The 17024-nt window shown below is 61.4% G+C and carries 18 protein-coding genes; all 18 read right to left on the bottom strand.

The genetic code is table 11. The features are described from left to right. Positions 1–83 precede the first annotated feature (83 nt). Complete coding sequence (locus HAT86_RS10195; RefSeq protein WP_167196812.1) at positions 84–1256, bottom strand: M23 family metallopeptidase; 1173 nt, start codon at positions 1254–1256, stop codon at positions 84–86. 119 nt (positions 1257–1375) lie between these two features. Then, positions 1376–2032: a protein-L-isoaspartate(D-aspartate) O-methyltransferase gene (locus HAT86_RS10190; protein ID WP_167196809.1), complete on the bottom strand. Its 657-nt coding sequence runs from the start codon at positions 2030–2032 to the stop codon at positions 1376–1378. Beyond that, entirely contained in the window at positions 2029–2811 is a 783-nt protein-coding gene (gene surE / locus HAT86_RS10185) for a 5'/3'-nucleotidase SurE (protein ID WP_167196806.1), read from the bottom strand. Before surE ends, HAT86_RS10190 begins: the two co-directional genes overlap by 4 nt. 83 nt (positions 2812–2894) lie before the next feature. Next, positions 2895–3536 (bottom strand): SDR family NAD(P)-dependent oxidoreductase, encoded by a 642-nt coding sequence (locus tag HAT86_RS10180; protein WP_167196803.1) that lies wholly within the window; start codon positions 3534–3536, stop codon positions 2895–2897. A 51-nt stretch (positions 3537–3587) separates the two neighbouring features. Next, positions 3588–3854: a pilus assembly protein PilP gene (locus HAT86_RS10175; RefSeq protein WP_231125877.1), complete on the bottom strand. Its 267-nt coding sequence runs from the start codon at positions 3852–3854 to the stop codon at positions 3588–3590. Positions 3855–4028: 174 nt separating this feature from the next. Continuing rightward, complete coding sequence (gene purF / locus HAT86_RS10170) at positions 4029–5483, bottom strand: amidophosphoribosyltransferase (protein WP_167196800.1); 1455 nt, start codon at positions 5481–5483, stop codon at positions 4029–4031. Positions 5484–5633: 150 nt separating this feature from the next. Continuing rightward, positions 5634–6080, bottom strand: a complete 447-nt coding sequence (locus HAT86_RS10165) for a DMT family transporter (protein WP_167196797.1) — start codon at positions 6078–6080, stop codon at positions 5634–5636. Between the two features lie 26 nt (positions 6081–6106). Beyond that, on the bottom strand, positions 6107–6694 hold the full coding sequence (locus tag HAT86_RS10160) for a CvpA family protein (RefSeq protein WP_167196794.1): 588 nt from the start codon (positions 6692–6694) through the stop codon (positions 6107–6109). A gap of 31 nt (positions 6695–6725) precedes the next feature. Next, positions 6726–8090: a DNA repair protein RadA gene (radA, locus tag HAT86_RS10155; RefSeq protein WP_167196791.1), complete on the bottom strand. Its 1365-nt coding sequence runs from the start codon at positions 8088–8090 to the stop codon at positions 6726–6728. Between the two features lie 39 nt (positions 8091–8129). After that, positions 8130–8894: a DNA repair protein gene (locus tag HAT86_RS10150; RefSeq protein WP_331272529.1), complete on the bottom strand. Its 765-nt coding sequence runs from the start codon at positions 8892–8894 to the stop codon at positions 8130–8132. A 97-nt stretch (positions 8895–8991) separates the two neighbouring features. Further along, positions 8992–9483 carry a paraquat-inducible protein A gene (locus tag HAT86_RS10145; RefSeq protein ID WP_167196788.1) on the bottom strand — a complete coding sequence of 164 codons (492 nt, stop codon included), beginning with the start codon at positions 9481–9483 and terminating at the stop codon, positions 8992–8994. Positions 9484–9586: 103 nt separating this feature from the next. After that, a complete protein-coding gene (locus HAT86_RS10140) occupies positions 9587–10333 on the bottom strand; it encodes an ABC transporter ATP-binding protein (RefSeq protein ID WP_167196785.1) in 747 nt (248 codons plus the stop codon). Continuing rightward, positions 10330–11115 (bottom strand): MlaE family ABC transporter permease, encoded by a 786-nt coding sequence (locus tag HAT86_RS10135; protein WP_167196782.1) that lies wholly within the window; start codon positions 11113–11115, stop codon positions 10330–10332. Before HAT86_RS10135 ends, HAT86_RS10140 begins: the two co-directional genes overlap by 4 nt. Beyond that, complete coding sequence (gene alr, locus HAT86_RS10130) at positions 11112–12149, bottom strand: alanine racemase (protein WP_167196779.1); 1038 nt, start codon at positions 12147–12149, stop codon at positions 11112–11114. The genes HAT86_RS10135 and alr overlap by 4 nt, the downstream gene beginning before the upstream one ends. Before the next feature lie 159 nt (positions 12150–12308). Beyond that, complete coding sequence (locus HAT86_RS10125) at positions 12309–13808, bottom strand: replicative DNA helicase (protein WP_167196776.1); 1500 nt, start codon at positions 13806–13808, stop codon at positions 12309–12311. A 219-nt stretch (positions 13809–14027) separates the two neighbouring features. Continuing rightward, on the bottom strand, positions 14028–14702 hold the full coding sequence (locus HAT86_RS10120; RefSeq protein ID WP_167196773.1) for an orotate phosphoribosyltransferase: 675 nt from the start codon (positions 14700–14702) through the stop codon (positions 14028–14030). A gap of 76 nt (positions 14703–14778) precedes the next feature. After that, positions 14779–15819, bottom strand: a complete 1041-nt coding sequence (gene pyrC, locus HAT86_RS10115; protein WP_167196770.1) for a dihydroorotase — start codon at positions 15817–15819, stop codon at positions 14779–14781. A gap of 77 nt (positions 15820–15896) precedes the next feature. Continuing rightward, on the bottom strand, positions 15897–16859 hold the full coding sequence (locus HAT86_RS10110; RefSeq protein WP_167196767.1) for a phosphoadenosine phosphosulfate reductase: 963 nt from the start codon (positions 16857–16859) through the stop codon (positions 15897–15899). Between the last annotated feature and the right edge of the window lie 165 nt (positions 16860–17024).

Raw genomic sequence — 17024 nt, 5'->3', positions numbered from 1 at the left:
CCTCTTCACCGACGAGGAATGCTACAACTTCTTCAAGGCAGCAGGATACAAAACCGATTAAACGCGACACGCTCTAAGGTCTCTCAGCCCAGATAATCGTTGGGATCGACGCTGTCGAATCCATCGCGCACCTCGAAATGCAATGCGGCGGCGCCCTCGCGGCGGATCTCGGCCAGCTTGCCACCGCGCTTGATGGAGTCGCCTTTTTTGACGGCCACGTTGGTGATGTTGGAATAGACCGTTAGAAGGTTGTCGGGATGCTTGATCACGATGATCGGGATGCCATTGGTATCTTCGGTGATCGCGGCGACAACGCCATCGGCGGCGGCTTGCACCGGCGCGCCGGGGCTTGCGGCGATATCTATTCCGTCATTTTTGCCCTTGGCATAGTCGCGAACAATATCCCCACGTACCGGAAAGGCCATGCGCGCGCCACTGGCTGCGGCGGTTTGGCTAGGCCCAAGGTCTGGCGCGCTGGTGGTTTCCGGCGCTTGCGCGGCGGGTTTGGTGTCTTGTGCGGGCAGCGGTTTCGAGGCCGAGGGCGGCTCGGGCGTGGGTGATCCGGCACCGGGGGCGGGTGTTTCCTCGGTATTGCTGTCGCGGTAAGGGTCTGTTGTGTCACCGGGCAAGGCCACGGGAATCAACAGGAACTGGCCTTCGCGCACCGCGAAATCCGAGCCCAGCCCGTTCCATTCGGCCAAGCTGCGGACGGATACGTCGTATAGCCGGGCGATGGTATAGGCGGTTTCGCCGCGTTCCACCTTGTGGCGTATCGGTTCAGCGCCGGTCTGTTCGGATGGCGCGTTACGGCTTTTGTCCGAGTCCGTATCAGGCGCGCGATTGATCGCGTCACCGGCCAGCGTTGTGATATCCACTTCGCCGGGCGGTTGGATCGGGCCGCCGGTTGGTTCGGCAACGCGACCGGGCAATGCGATGATTTCGCCTTTGCGCAGCGAATCCCCGGTTTGCATCCCGTTGTAGCGCGCCAGCGTTTCGACATCGGCGTCGATCCGCGCGGCAAGGCTGGCCAGCGTGTCGCCACGTCGGGCCACCGCCACCTGATAGCCCGGATAGGATATGATCCCGCGGCTGTCGGGCGCTGGGCGGTCGGCCGTGGCATTTTGCGCGGCCTGCGCGGTGCTGGGGGCGTTTCCGAACGCGCCACGCAGGTCGAAATCCATGGGTTGGTCACAGGCTGTCAGCGCCAAACACGCGACACTTGCCAATAGTGGGCCTTTGCGAAGGGGGAATGTCATCTCGATCTTGTCCTCATGCTCCTGCGCCCCTTGTTGGCCGGGGCGGCCTGTTCTCACTCGTTACCACGTTTTTTGCTGGGCCGTCGGATAGGTTTGGCTGCCGATCGTGTATCATACTCTTACCCGTCGCGCCCCAACCCTTCGACCAGCGGGACAAAACGCACCGGCCTTAGCTCGTCATAGTCAAAGCCCGTTTCACTGCGGGTTACGCGGATCAGGCTTTGCACCGCGTCTGACTGGCCCACCGGTAGCACCATGATACCGCCGATTTTCAATTGCGCCAAGAGCGGGCCGGGCGGGTCTTCTGCGGCTGCGGTGACAAGGATGCGGTCAAACGGGGCCTGATCAGGCAGGCCAAAGCTGCCATCGGCGGTAACGGCGGTGATGTTTGTCAGATCCAGATCTTGAAAGATCGCGTTGGCTTCGTTCACCAACCGCTTATGGCGGTCCACGGTATAGACCCGGCGCGCAAGATGGCTGAGGATGGCGGCCTGATAGCCTGAGCCGGTGCCGACCTCCAGCACCTTGTCGCGGGGGCTGACGCGCAGTGCTTGGCTCATCAAGCCGACGACCGAGGGCTGGCTGATGGTCTGGCCGCAGGCAATAGGCAGGGGCATGTCTTCGTAGGCGCGGGCGGCGAAATAGCCGCGAATGAACGGGCCGCGGTCGATCTTTTCCATCGCCGTCAGAACGCGGGTGTCCGTTACGCCCTTGGAGCGTAGGGCGAACAGGAACTGCATCTTGCGTTCGGCGATATCAAGGTCTTGGCCGGTCATTCGATTGCCTTGAGGGCCTCCAGCGCGTCATGGGCCGTCAGGTCGGCGCGCATTGGCGTGACCGAGATATAGCCCTTGAGGTTTACATCCGCATCCGAGCCGGGCGAGGTGGGTTGTTGTTGCGGTGCACCGGTGACCCACAAAAACCGCCGCCCCGAGGGCGAATGGATAGGCTGCACGCCAAAGCCCATGTCGCGGCGAAAGCCCTGCCGCGCGGCCTTGATCCCCTTTACATCCGCCGCCGGGACCGGCGGGAAATTGATGTTGTAGAAAATGCCGTAATCGTCAGCGGTCCAGACGCCGCGATCCAGCAAGGCTTGCAGGGTGGGCAGGCCATGCACACGGGCGGCTTCGAACGGGTCGGGGGCGTCGGTCACAGCCGGGCCGTAATACTGGCTAAGCGCTACGGCGCGCACCCCTTGCAGCGCGGCTTCCATCGCGCCCCCAAGCGTGCCGGAATACAGCGCGTTTTCCGCTGAATTGTTGCCCCGGTTGACGCCTGACAGCACCAGATCGGGCGGCGCGTCTTTCATCACGTCATGCATGGCGGCCAGCACACAATCGGCGGGGCTGCCTTCGGCGGCAAAGCGACGGTCGCCCATCTGGCTGACCATCATGGGCCGGGTGTAGGAAATGCAATGGCCGACGCCGGATTGTTCAAACGCGGGGGCCACGACCCAAACCTCGCCCTCGGGCCCGGCAAGATCGTTTGCGATCTCTTCAAGAACTTGCAGTCCCGGCGCGTTGATGCCGTCGTCGTTGGTGATCAGAATGCGCAATGCCCCGTACCTCTTTTCAATGCCTGCTTTATTTGCCTGTCTATCCGGGCAAGGCAGGTGCAGCAAGCATTTGAGGGGCGGGATTAGTCGAGTGTGGCCAACAGGCGGCGGGCCTCGTCGGTGGCGCTGACCAGCTCGGCGCGATCTTCACCGGGGAAAAACCGTGCGCGGGTATTCGTGGACATCGGTTTCGGGGCCAGAATATGCACATGCGGGCCGGTGCGCGCTGTTTCGGCCTGCCACGACCGCGCCAGCGCGATTTGCGCCGCCTTGGAGGCCCCGTAGGCGCCGAAAAACTTTTCGCCGCCGTGCGGGTCATCGAAAAACAGCGCCTGGCCGGTTTCGCCCAAAAGCGGGGCCAGAAAGGGAATCAAACGCCCCGAGGCTGTGACGTTTACATCGACCGATTTTTGCCAGTCGTTTTCATCCATCTGGCCTGCGGGCGCCAAGGGCGGCGCATGTACCGCTGTGTGAACCCACATATCCACCTTGCCCCAACGATCATGGATCGAGCGGCACAGTTGGCGCATGGCGTCGACATTGGTAATGTCCATTGGCGCAAGCGTGGCTTGTCCGCCCTTGGCCTGAATGCGGTCATCCAGTTCCTCAAGCGCGCCGGTGGTGCGGCCTACGGCCACGATATGGTGTGTGTCAGCCAGCGCTGCGGCCATGGCAAAACCAAGGCCGCGCGATGCTCCAGTGATGAGGGCGATACGGTCAATCATAGCCATTGGTTTGGCAGAAATCAGGCCAAGGTCAAGGCCAAAGGATGCGGTTTATTCGCCCGCGATACGGAGCCGGCCGGGGCGGTTGTTGCGGTTGGTGTGCACAAGGCCGGACTCAATGCCGGTGATTCGCAGCCCGCCGACACTGTCACCGGGGCGCACGCGGGTGATCCTCCCATTGCTGCCGCGGATCAGCGCATAAGGCCCGTCGGGTTTCACAAAAGTGCCCAGCAACACAAGCCCACGGCGGGGCAGCGCGTTTTTCTGCGTGGCTGCGGCTTTGATTGTGGGTGTCGTGGCTGTGGTGGATTGCGTCATGTTGCGAAAGCGCCTGTTTTGACTGCGGTTTCGCGTCCCCTAAAGGGTGCGCCGGGCCGATGCAAAAGGCGGGTGTCGGTGTCGGCAGGATAGTGCCACATTCGGCGCGTGCAGGCAGCGTGCCGCTTATCCGCCCTTGCAGGCGGCCGCGCCAGGCATAGGCGAAAGCCGCCGTTATTCGGCGGCCTTCATTTCAAACCCTTTTTCGATCATGTCCGAGGGCGTCACCGGGTATTCGCCCGAGAAACACGCATCGCAATATTGCGGGCATTTGGCATTTCGGCCTGAAGATTCGCCCACGGCGCGATAAAGCCCGTCGAGCGTAATGAATTTCAGGCTGTCCACATTGAGATGCTCACGCATTTCTTCTTCGCTCATGGTCGCGGCCAACAGTTTTTCACGCTGCGGCGTGTCCACCCCGTAGAAACAAGGCCACGCCGTGGGCGGGCTGGCGATGCGGAAATGGACCTCTTTCGCGCCGGCATCGAGGATCATTTCCTTGATCTTGCGGCTGGTGGTGCCGCGCACCACGCTGTCATCCACCAAGATCACCCGCTTGCCCTGAATCAGTGCGCGGTTGACGTTCAGTTTCAGGCGAACACCCATGTTCCGGATTTGCTCGGTCGGCTCGATGAAAGTGCGGCCCATGTATTGGTTGCGGATGATTCCCATGGCGTAGGGGATACCCGATTCCTGACTATAGCCAATCGCTGCGGGCGTTCCGCTGTCGGGCACGGGACACACGAGGTCAGCGTCGACAGGGGCCTCTCTCGCCAGTTCCACGCCAATCTGGCGGCGATTTTCATAGACCGAGCGGCCCCCGATGATCGAATCGGGACGCGAGAAATAGACATGTTCGAAGATGCAAAAGCGCGACGATTGCTTGCGGAAGGGAAAGTGGCTTTCGACGCCCTTGTCGGTGATCACCACCATCTCGCCGGGTTCAACCTCGCGCACGAAGCGCGCCCCGATGATATCAAGCGCGCAGGTTTCCGAACTCAGCACCCAGCCGTCACCAACTTGGCCCAGCACCAAAGGCCGCACGCCCAACGGGTCGCGCACACCGATCAACTTGGTGCGGGTCATGGCAACGATCGAAAACGCGCCTTCAACACGGCGCAGCGCGTCTTCCATGCGCTCGGGGATCGTGCGCTGTAGCGAGCGGGCCATCAGGTGAATGATGCATTCGCTGTCCGAACTGGACTGAAAAATCGACCCGCGCTCGATCAACTCGCGGCGCAGCGCCTCGGCGTTGGTGATGTTGCCGTTATGGGCAATCGCCGCGCCGCCCATGGCAAATTCGCCAAAGAAGGGCTGCACGTCGCGGATTTGCGCCGGGCCTTTTGATCCGGCGGTGGAATAGCGCACATGCCCGATGGCCAACGGGCCGGGCAGGGTTTCCATCAGGCTTTGTCGGGTAAAATTATCGCGCACATAGCCAAAGCGGCGCGCGCTGTTGAAACCTTGATCGGGATCATGGCTGACGATGCCGCCAGCCTCTTGTCCGCGATGTTGCAAGGCGTGCAGCCCAAGGGCTACGAAATTTGCCGCGTCGGTCAGACCGATCACGCCAAAGACGCCACATTCTTCTTTCAGCTTGTCATCGTCGAAAGGATGGGCGGGGGGCATATATTTGGACAAAGGGTGGCTCCGAATCCCGGTATGTCTCGGTGATCCCTACTTAGTGGCTACGCGTGGATATGTCACGAAACTATCACACGATTGTCAGGGGCCGTGTTTGACAGGGTTTAGGGCGGGCAGGGAGGAACAGTGACCCGGTCAATACCGCGACAGGACAACCCCGGCCGCCACAAGCCCCGCAGCCAACAAGCGGGTCAGAGACACCTCGCGCGGGGCCACGCCGAATAGCCCCATATGATCGATCACAAGCGCTGCCGCGATCTGGCCTAGGATCAGAACGGCGCTCATCGTGAGAACGCCCAGCACGGTCACGCTGGACAGGGTGGCCCAGACAAGGAAAGCACCAAGAACACCACCGGTCAGCAAGATGCGCGGGGCGTGGGCTGACTCCAGCAACCGATCGCCATGGCCGTATGCGATGGTCACCACCAGCAGCAGGGCAAATCCAATCCCGAAAGACACGGTCGCGGCCCCAAGGCTGCTGCCGATATGGCGGCCAAGCGCGGCATTCAGAGGTGACTGCAAGGCAATTGCAGCCCCGGCGGTGATCACCAGCAGCATGGCCAGCAGAGGGGACGTTTGCATTTGACCTCCGGCGATCAAAGCGGCGTTCAGTTGCCGGTTGTGTCTGTTTCTGGCGCAGCGGGCGCATCGCAGGCGCTGACCAGTTCCTCGTATTGCAGGGTGATCCAGCCCAACGCCTGTTCGGGGTTCCCGTCCTGTACCTTTTCGGTCATCCGGCTAAAAACCCGGGCCGAGCGGCTATCGTCGATCACCGCGATGTTCTGGCTGGTGACCACGGTTTCGTACACAAAATACGCGATCGCCACCAAAAGGATGCCGCGCGCCACGCCGAACAAAAAGCCCAACGCCTGATCCACACCGCCCAGTGCCGAGCGCTGCACAAGCGACGAAAACAGCGGGGTGATGAATGATGCCACGATCAAGGCCACGGCAAAGACCAAGGCGAACGCCCCGATCATCGACAATTCGCAACTGTCGGCGATGAAGTCGCCGATCACCGGCACCTCTTTGACCAGTGGTTCGACCTGCGGCGCAAAGATGAAAGCTAGAAGGCCGGCCACGACCCAGCCCGCGATCGCCAGCGCCTCGCGCACCAGACCGCGCGAATAGGCCAGCAGGGCCGACAAGACGATGACAAGCGCCACAACGCCGTCGATAATGGTGAAACCGTCCATATGTTCCGTCCTGTCCCTTGCGACGCTTTGTTTACCCTGCGCCGATAACTTCACCTACAAAAGCTGTCAGATCGCTCATGCGCGTCAGTGTCAGCCCGCCATCACCGCCGGGTTTTCCGCCCGTCGGCACAATAGCTGATGTGAAACCAAGTTTTCGCGCCTCTTTCAACCTGTTTTCGGTTTGGCCCACCGGCCTGAGCGCGCCGGACAGGCTGATTTCGCCGAAAACCACGGTCTCCGATGGCAGGCTGGTGTCCTCGCGCGCACTCAGCAGCGCGGCGGCCACGGCCAGATCGGCGGCCGGTTCGGATATCTTGATGCCGCCCGCGACATTCAGGTAAACGTCGAGCCCCGCAAAGGGTATGCCGCAGCGCGCCTCAAGCACGGCCAAGATCATTGACAGGCGCGCGCTGTCCCAGCCCACCACCGCGCGGCGCGGTTGGCTGTGCGGGGTTGGGGCGACAAGCGCCTGCATTTCCACCAGAACGGGCCGCGTGCCCTCGATCCCGGCGAACACAACCGAACCGGGGGCCGGGTTGCCACGCCCCGATAAAAACAGCTCGGACGGGTTGGCCACCTCGGCCAGCCCGGCGCCGGTCATCTCGAACACACCGATTTCGTCAGCCGGGCCAAAGCGGTTCTTGACGCTGCGCAAAATGCGAAACTGGTGGCCGCGTTCGCCTTCGAAATACAGCACCGTATCGACCATATGTTCGACAACGCGCGGCCCGGCGATTTGGCCGTCCTTGGTGACATGGCCCACCATCACGACGCTTGAGCCCTTGCGCTTGGCAAAGGTTGTCAATTCATGCGCGGCGGCGCGCACTTGGCTGACGCTGCCGGGCACGCTGTCCACGTTATCGGCCCAGACCGTTTGGATCGAATCGATGATCACCAGATCAGGGGCTTCGGTTTCAAGGGTCGTGAGGATGTCGCGCAGGCTGGTGGCCGCGGCCAGTTTCACCGGTGCGTCGGCCAGTGCAAGGCGCTGCGCCCGCATCCGAACCTGCGCGCTGGCCTCTTCGCCGGAAATATAGAAGGTTTTCAGACCCGCTTGTGCGAACCGCGCGGCGGCTTGCAGCAGCAAGGTCGATTTGCCGATGCCCGGATCCCCGCCGACAAGGATGGCGCTGGCTGGCACAAGGCCGCCGCCCAGAACCCTGTCCAACTCATCCATCCCCGAGCCGGTGCGCGGCGGCGGGGTTTCCTTGGCTGACAAATCGGTCAGCGTGATCGGTGTGCCGCGTTTCGCGCCCAAAGATTTCGACGCGGGCCCGGCCGAAAGCGGTGCTTCCTCGACGATGGTGTTCCATTCGCCGCAGCCATCGCAGCGGCCCGACCATTTCGAGAACGAGGCCCCGCAGGCCGAGCAGGTAAAGGTGTTAAGTTTCGCCATAGGATGCTCTTGCCCGAAGGGGGGCGGGCCGTCAAACCCCTATTCAGCGGCTTTCTTGGACAGATCAAGAACCCTCTGTCCGGCATCGACCACGTCCTCGTGGCCGAGTTCAGGTAGAATATCGCGCAGGTCGTCGCGCAGGCGATTGAGTTGACTGACCGCAACGCTTTCTTCCAGATCAACCTCATGCGCCCAATGTTTCAGGTAGCGGCACACCTGCTTGGCGTGATCCAGCCGGGCATTGAAGGCGTCCACCTCTTGTTGGCGTTGGGTCAGGAAGGCGCGCGCGCGGTCCACCCGTTCGTCTGAATAGACCTCGGCCAATTCACGGCTGATATGCGACATTTGGGCAGCCACATCCAACAGCGCTGGCTCTAGGCTTTGCAGATCGGGATGATCGCGCAGATAGTTGAGCCGCTCGCGCACCGCGTCAAACTCGGAGGACATGCGAAACAGGCCTTCGCGGTCGGCGGCATGGGCCAGCGCATAGGCGCGCGCCACATCGTGCATGCCGGTCTCGAACCGCCGGTGCGAGGTCTCCAGCCGCATGATCCGTGCATTGCTTGGCAGGTAAAAGCACAGCAAAACCGCCAGACCCGTCACCCCGATTTGCGCGATCTGCCCGGCATTTTCATAGAGCACACCGCCGACCGACGCTTGAATCTCAAGCCATGGCACGGCCCCAAATGCAGCCATCAAGGTCACCCCATAGAGAACCACGGCCGCAAGGACAAAAATCACAACCGCCAGCCGCTGCAAAAGCTGCGCGCACAGTCCGACAAAGGGTTTGATTTGGCTTGGCACGACTTTCCCCCCAGAAAGACCTATCACATCAATATAAGCGATTTTTCGCCGGTTTGGGAGGAATTACTAGGGCGCGCGCGATTAACTTTGTGTCAAGTCAGGGTTTGCAGCGGTTTTCGGGTGTTTTTGTTGCCGATCTGTCAACATTTGCTCTGTTCTGGCGGCGCTTGTCGGTCAAATAGCTGAGTCCGATCGAGGCCAGAATGCATGCCGTGAACAGGTATAACCCCCAAGCCACCTCGATCCGGCCCAAGCCAATGCCCTTGAGGACGGTGATATAGACCGCGATCAGAAAAACGTCGGCCATCGCCAGTTTGCCAAAAATGTGCAGCACCGGCAGAACCTTGCGGCGCATGAGGCCGAAATGAACAAGCGCAAGGCCGATGGTTTTCAGATAAGGCGCGAACAGGGCAAAGGCGGTGACGATCAGCGCCAGCACGACGTCGGTGTCCCAAAGGCTTTGCAGGCCTGAAACAACGCTGATCTCGGATAGGCCGAACAGCGGCAGGTCAATCCCCGCGCGCAAGAGCGGCGCAAACCAAGCGACGGGGTAGAGGATCAACAGCGCCAAGTTTGCGTATTTCAACATCAGGTTCGCCTATCCGGGTGTTTAAGTGTCACATAGCTTACGATTGCGCGCAAAAATCTTCGAAGATTTTTGCCAAGCCGTTTCGAAACGGCTTGCATCGCGGCTATCGCACCGCCTCGATCGGGCCGTCGGCGCGGCCGTGGATGAACTGATCAAGGTAGGGGTCGCCCGAGGCATCCATATCGGCCACCGGTCCGGTCCATTGGATCACCCCGTCATGCAGCATCGCCACGTTGTCGGCGATGGCGCGCACCGATGTCATATCATGGGTGATGGTCATGGCGGTGGCGCCCATTTCCACGACGATTTCGCGGATCAGGTCGTTGATCACGCCCGACATGATCGGATCAAGCCCGGTGGTCGGCTCGTCGAAAAAGATGATCTCGGGCTCGGCGGCGATGGCGCGGGCAAGGCCCACGCGTTTCTGCATCCCGCCCGACAGCTCAGCGGGGAATTTATCGGCCTGTTCCGGCGTCAGGCCGACGCGGCGCAGCTTTTCGATGGCGATTTCGCGGGCTTCGGCCTTGGGCCGCTTGAGCGAGCCGCGCAGCAGGCGGAACGCCACGTTTTGCCATACTGGCAGGCTGTCAAACAGCGCGCCGCCCTGAAACAACATGCCAAAGCGCGCCAGAAATGCGTCACGGTCGCCTTTGGTCACGTCCTTGCCGTCCAGCAGAATTTCGCCCGCGTCATGGCGGATCAAGCCCAGAATGCATTTCAGCGCCACCGATTTCCCGGTGCCCGAGCCGCCGATGATCACCATCGACGAGCCGGTGGGAATGGTCAGGTCCACCCCCTGCAGCACCTTGTTGGTGCCAAATGCCTTATGAACGCCGCGCAGGTCTATCATGCCGAGAAAAACAATTCTGTCAGAAGGTAGTTCGACGCCAGGATCAACACGCTGGCCGCCACGACGGCGGATTTGGTGGCGCGGCCCACGCCTTGGGCGCCGCGGCCCGATTGCATGCCGTAATAGCAGCCCATCAAGGCCACGATAAAGCCAAACACCGCGCCCTTGATCAGGCCCGATATGACGTCCCACGCCTCAAGAAAATCAATCGTGTTGTGCAGGTAGGTGCCAGCGCCGAAATCCAGCCGACCGACGCCGACCAAAAAACCGCCCATGATCCCCAGAACATCGCCCACCCCCACCAGAACCGGCACCGCCAGTGTCGCCGCAAGAACGCGGGGCAGGGTGAGGTATTTCATCGGGTTGGTCGACAGCGTGGTCAGCGCGTCGATCTGCTCGGTGACTTTCATGGTGCCGATTTCGGCGGCAATGCTCGACGCCACGCGCGCCGCAACCATCAACCCACCCAGCACCGGGCCCAATTCGCGCGTCAGGCCAATGGCCACGATCGACGGCACCACCGTTTCGGCGTTGAACCGCGCGCCGCCTGCATAGATTTGCAGCGCCAGCGCGCCGCCGGTAAACAGCGCCGTCATGCCCACAACTGGCAGCGACAGCCACCCGATCTGCATCAGCGCGTGCAGAAATTCGCGGCCGTAAAACGGTGGGCGGGCCAGATGGGTCACGGTTTGCCCGGCAAACATCGTCATGCGGCCAATCATCGCCAGCGCGGCCAGAACCTGCCGCCCAAGGCGACCAAGGGGGCGGGTGATCAGCCTCATCCGCCCAGATACCGGCGTGTATAGCGCGATCCTAGCGCGGTCAGGATTTCATAGCCGATTGTGCCCGCGTTGTCGGCCAAGACATCGATGCCCTGTTCGCGGCCCAGCAATTGCAGGGATTTGGGATCGTATCCCAGATCGGTCACATCCACCCCGATCAAATCCATCGAGATGCGGCCCGCCAGAGGGCAGGGCGCGCCATCGGCCAGCATATGGGTTTTGGCCCCCATCGCCCGGTGAATGCCATCGGCATAGCCCGCCGCCACGGTGGCGATGCGGGTCGGACGTGTTGCTGTGAAGGTGTTGGCATAGCCCACGGTTTCGCCCGGTTCCAGATCGCGGCACTGGATCACCGGAATGTCCAGCGTTACCACCGGCTGCGCGTCGGCAAACGGCAGGCCACCGTAAAGGCCGATGCCGGGGCGCGTCAGGTCAAAGTGAAACTCTGGCCCCATCAGCACCCCGCCGGTATTGGCAAAGCACAAAGGCACACCAGTGTCGGCGGTCATGTCGCGGAAACACTCAAGCTGCTGTCGGTTCATCGGATCGTCGGGATCGTCGGCGCAGGCCAGATGGCTCATCAGAACGGTGGGCGCTTGCGACAGCGCCACCTCGCGGGTGGCGGCCCATTCGGCAGGCTCCATCCCTAACCGGTTCATGCCGCTGTCAAGCTGCACGCCAAACGGATGGCCCGGCAAGGCTTCGACATGGCGGATCATCTGATCAAGCGAGTTGATCATCGGCACAAGGTCCATATCGCCGATCATATCCGCATCGCCCGCCATATGGCCGGAAAAAACGTTGATCACGGGCCCCGGTCCCAACGCCTGACGCAGAGCGGCACCTTCTTCGGCGATGGCGACGAAAAACGTGCGTGCGCCCGCCTTGGCCAACGCGCGGGCCACGCGGTCGGCACCGAGCCCGTAGGCGTCAGCCTTGACCACGGCGGCGGTTTCACTGGTGCTTTGGGCGTCCAATGCGCGCCAGTTGGCGCAGATGGCATCAAGATCAATTGTTAAGGTTGCGCTGCTCATGGCCTCGGGTTTTGACAGGATGCGGGCAAGGGTCAAGAGGAAACAGGCTGCAACCGGGATCAGAAGCCCCACGCGCGGCACCCGGGCCGCACCCGCGTGCCGGTTTGAGTATTTTTGGAACAATGAAGGGGCAGCTGCTGCAACACCCGGCGCCTGCGCCTAGAAGTCCTGCTCGGCACCTTGCTGCCAAGGTTTGATCAGGTTGCCGAAGCGGGTGAACTGTGATTCGAAGCTCAGCTCGACCGTGCCGATGGGGCCGTGGCGCTGTTTGCCGATGACCACCTCGGCCTTGCCATGCAGGCGTGACATGCGTTCTTGCCACGCGGCCATTTCATCAAGCTTCTCATCCGATGGTTTTTCACGTTCCACGTAATATTCTTCGCGGAACACGAACATCACAACGTCGGCGTCCTGTTCGATCGAGCCGGATTCGCGCAAGTCGGAAAGTTGCGGGCGCTTGTCGTCGCGGCTTTCGACCTGACGTGACAGCTGGGACAGGGCCATGACGGGAATATTCAGTTCCTTGGCAATCGCCTTGAGGCCCATCGAGATTTCAGCGATTTCCTGCACCCGATTGTCCGAGGTGCCGCGCACCAGTTGCAGGTAGTCGACGATCAGCAAATCCAGCCCGTGAATGCGTTTCAGCCGCCGCGCCCGCGCGGCCAGCTGCGCAATCGGCAGCGCTGGGGTGTCGTCGATGAACAGCGGGCAGGATTCCAGCTCTTTGGCGGCTTCGACGAAGCGGCGGAATTCGCTTTCTTCCATGTCGCCCTGACGGATCTTGTGCGAGGAGATTTCCGAAGCTTCCGCCAAAATCCGCCCGGCCAATTGCTCGGCGCTCATTTCAAGGCTGTAAAAGCCCACCACGCCGCCATCGACTGTGCCCTCGGTGCCATCGGGCAGGGTGCCGCGCTTGTAGGCCTTGGCGACATTATAGGCGATGTTGGTGGCGAGCGAGGTTTTGCCCATCGACGGGCGACCGGCAAGGATCAGAAGGTCGGATTTGTGCAGTCCGCCCAGTTTCTTGTCCATGTCGATCAGCCCGGTCGATACCCCGGCCAAGCCGCCTTCGCGTTGATAAGCGGCGTTGGCGACGTTGACCGCATCGGTCACGGCCTTGAGGAACGATTGAAACCCGCTGTCGGATTGGCCCTGTTCGCTGAGTTTATAGAGCTTTTGTTCGGCTTCGATGATCTGGTCGCGCGGTTCGCTTTCCACCTCGGCGCGGGTGGCCTTGCCGACGATGTCGTGGCCAAGGCCGATCAATTCGCGCCGGATTGCCATGTCGTGGATCATCTGGGCATAGTCACGCACCGCAAACGCGCTGATCGCCGCGCCCGCCAGCTTGGCCAGATAAGCCGGGCCACCCAATTCCTTCAGCCCCTCATCGTCATCCAGAAACGCCTTGAGCGTGACCGGCGAGGCCAGATTGCCCTTGGCGATGCGGGCCACCGCGGTTTCATAGATGCGCTGATGGACGGGGTCATAAAAGTGATGTGGCTGGATGATCGAGGCGACGCGGTCATACACGTCATTGTTGGTCAGAAGCGCGCCCAAAAGCTGCTGCTCGGCTTCGATTGAATGTGGCATGGCTTGGGCGGCGTCGGCATCGGTGCCTGGGTTTATGCCGGCGGCGTTGAAACTTGCGACTTCATTCATGGTATCCCCCGATCCTTCTGGGACGTGGTCTTAGCTGGGCCAAACATGCGGCGGCAATGGGAACAAACCTGTGGATGATCTGTGTATAAAGTAGCACACATGATTTAGGGGTGCAGCCCGGAATTGCCGCTGTATGATGTGGCGCAGTCAGGCGGCACCGCCATGTCCGTGACCATAAAGCAGCAAAAATATTTTTTATCCGCTTCTGGTCGGGCGCGCTTAGCCGCGCGCGGCCTGCCATGCGCGGGGGTCGTTGAGGAACGATTCGACACCGTTCAGCGTTGCGGTATCAAACGCGCCTTGCGCCCGAGCCTCGGCCAGAACATCCCACCATGTGCACAGGTGATGCAGCGCCACACCGTGGTCGCCCAATGTCTTTTCCGTTTCCGGGAAGATGCCGTAGTAGAAAATCACCGCTGTGTGTTCGCAGGTCGCACCCGTGTCGCGGATCGCGTCCACAAAGCTGAGCTTGGAGCCGCCATCGGTGGTCAGGTCTTCGACCAGCAACACACGCTGACCGTCGCGCATGTCCCCTTCGATCCGGGCGTTGCGGCCATAGCCCTTGGGTTTCTTGCGCACATAGGTCATCGGCAGGGCCATGCGTTCGGCCACCAGCGCGGCAAAGGGGATGCCCGCGGTTTCCCCCCCGGCGATGTTGTCGAATGCCTCAAGCCCGGCGTTGCGCATCACGGTGACGGTCAGAAAATCCATCAGCGTGGAGCGGATGCGCGGATACGAGATCAGCTTGCGGCAGTCGATATAGGTGGGCGACGGCAGGCCGCTGGCCAGTGTGAACGGTTCATCGGCATTGAAATGCACAGCCCCGATTTCCAGCAGCATCCGCGCGGTCAGGCGGGCGATTTCTTGGGGCGCGGGGTAGGAGGTCGGGATCATCGTATTTTGTCCTTTGCAGGCCGGGCACCGTAGGTTTCATGCCTCGGGCAATGATATTTCAGCACGAAGAAAGCGGTCAGCTGACCTGCCAATACAGGGGAAAGCCTGGGTCAAAAACAGTAACAGGACCATCGCCGGTGACGATCTGCGCCGGATAATCCATGGGCTGATCGCTCTTGGTCAGGGTCAGGGTGCTGTCGTTGACCGGCAGGCGGTAGAAGTCGGGGCCGTTCCGGGATGTGAAAGCTTCCAGCTGGTCCAGCGCGTTTTCTTCCTCGAACACTTGGGCAAGGATCGACATGGTATTGGTGGCGGTGAAGCAGCCGGCACAGCCGCAGCCGCTTTGCTTGTTGGCATCGGTATGCGGGGCACTATCGGTGCCAAGGAAAAACCGGGCATCGCCGCTGGTCGCGGCGGCGCGCAGGGCAAGGCGGTGCTCTTCGCGTTTGGCGACGGGCAGGCAGTAGTAATGCGGTTTGATCCCACCCACCAGAATATGGTTGCGATTGATGATCAGGTGATGCGTGGTGATGGTGCCGCCCAGACCGTGATCGGCGGATTTGACATACTCGATCCCGTCACGTGTGGTGATATGTTCCAAGATCACGCGCAGGCCGGGTGTGGCGCGGCGGATCGGATCAAGCACACGGTCGATGAATACGGCCTCACGGTCAAAGATGTCGATATCGGCATCGGTCACCTCGCCATGCACGCACAGCGGACAGCCCACTTCGGCCATTGCGTCAAGCACGCCGCGCACCCGGTCGAAATCGCGCACACCGCTGGCCGAATTGGTGGTGGCCCCGGCGGGGTAGAGTTTGACCGCTGAGATCAGCCCTTCGGTATGGGCACGCACAACATCGGCCGGGTCGGTGTCTTCGGTCAAGTACAGCGTCATCAACGGCCGGAAATCGCTGCCCTCGGGCAAGGCGGCCATGATCCGGTCGCGATAGGCGCGGGCCTCGTCCGAAGTGACGACAGGCGGCACAAGGTTGGGCATGATGATGGCGCGGCCAAAATGGCGCGCGCTTTCAGGCAGGACGGCGCGTAGCATCGCGCCATCGCGCAGATGCAGGTGCCAATCGTCGGGGCGTCTCACGGTCAGGGTCTGGCTCATGCGCTGTGCTTTACACAATTGCGCGATGCGGTGCCAGATGCGACAAACGCAAAAAAACGCAGGGCCGTCGGGGCCGGTTAATCCACTTCGCGCTTTGGCATGGCGACGCCCTGCGCCTCGGCCGCGTTATAGGCGGCTCGCGTAGCCCGACGAAAACGCGGCCCCGGTGTGCGGCGCAAGATGCACTGACACCACAGGGCGACAAGCCTCAGGCGTCCCGCCTGTTCCAGTTTCGCCAAGACCCGCTTGAGATAGGGCGCGTGGGTGCGCCGTTCACGATAAAGCTGCGCCAGCGACGGCTGGTCAAGTTTGTCGGCGCTCAATTGTGCCAGCATACGCAGCAGAACCCCCATGCCCATCAGGCTATGTTCCAACTGATTGCCCAGATGGCGCATGCGTAATTTCATGACGTTGGGCCGGGTAAACAGCGCCGCATGCATGGCATCGAGCGGAATTTCGGGGTCATAGACCACCACGGCGCGCGTCGCGGCATCCAGCATGTCGGGCGCGTAGCCATAGCGATCATCAAACGCCGTGCGCCGCATATGGCTGTAGCGGTCATCCCATTCCGTCACGCGTGGGTCCAGCGTGGCCTGTGGCTGTAGCGCCAACACCTTGGCCCCCGGTGCAGCAACCGAAAACGCCGCCGCCGCATAGCCACAGGCGCCTGCGCCATAGAATATCACCTGCTCGAACTCATCAAAGAACCCATCATCGGCCAGACGGTCGAAATAGCCATAGACATGGCGATCCCGAAACCATGTATCACCATTGGCCACGACGCATAAATGCGACCAACCCAACGCCTTGACCATGGTCCAGCCGATCGGGTGGGCCGGTTGCGACAGCGCGGCAATGCCGTGGTGAGTTTCGAAGGTCACCAGAAGAACAGGTTTGTCTTCGTAGAACACCGCAGCATGATCGGGACCAAGGTTTTCGACATGGCCATCGGCTTCGACAATCTCGTCGGCCGTGCGCAACCAGTCCGACCAGCCCAGTCCGGTCAGGGCGGTGTCGAAACTCCGGGGGGTGTCTTGCATGCTGCTTGGTCCTCGTCATTTGCCGTCGGGCCGCGGTCCGGCGTGCGCCACTCATTACGTGTGACGTCTATATGCGAACTTTGGCGAAACTTTGGAAAATCCAAGAGGTTTTTGTCTTATTGCACCCGTCATCCAAATTCCGGACCGCTTGACGGGACAGGCCTT

The organism is Roseovarius gahaiensis (assembly GCF_011601345.1).
In the GTDB taxonomy this organism is placed as follows: domain Bacteria; phylum Pseudomonadota; class Alphaproteobacteria; order Rhodobacterales; family Rhodobacteraceae; genus Roseovarius; species Roseovarius gahaiensis.
Note: the sequence above shows the minus strand (reverse complement) of the source record. Positions and strands in the feature narration are given on the sequence as shown.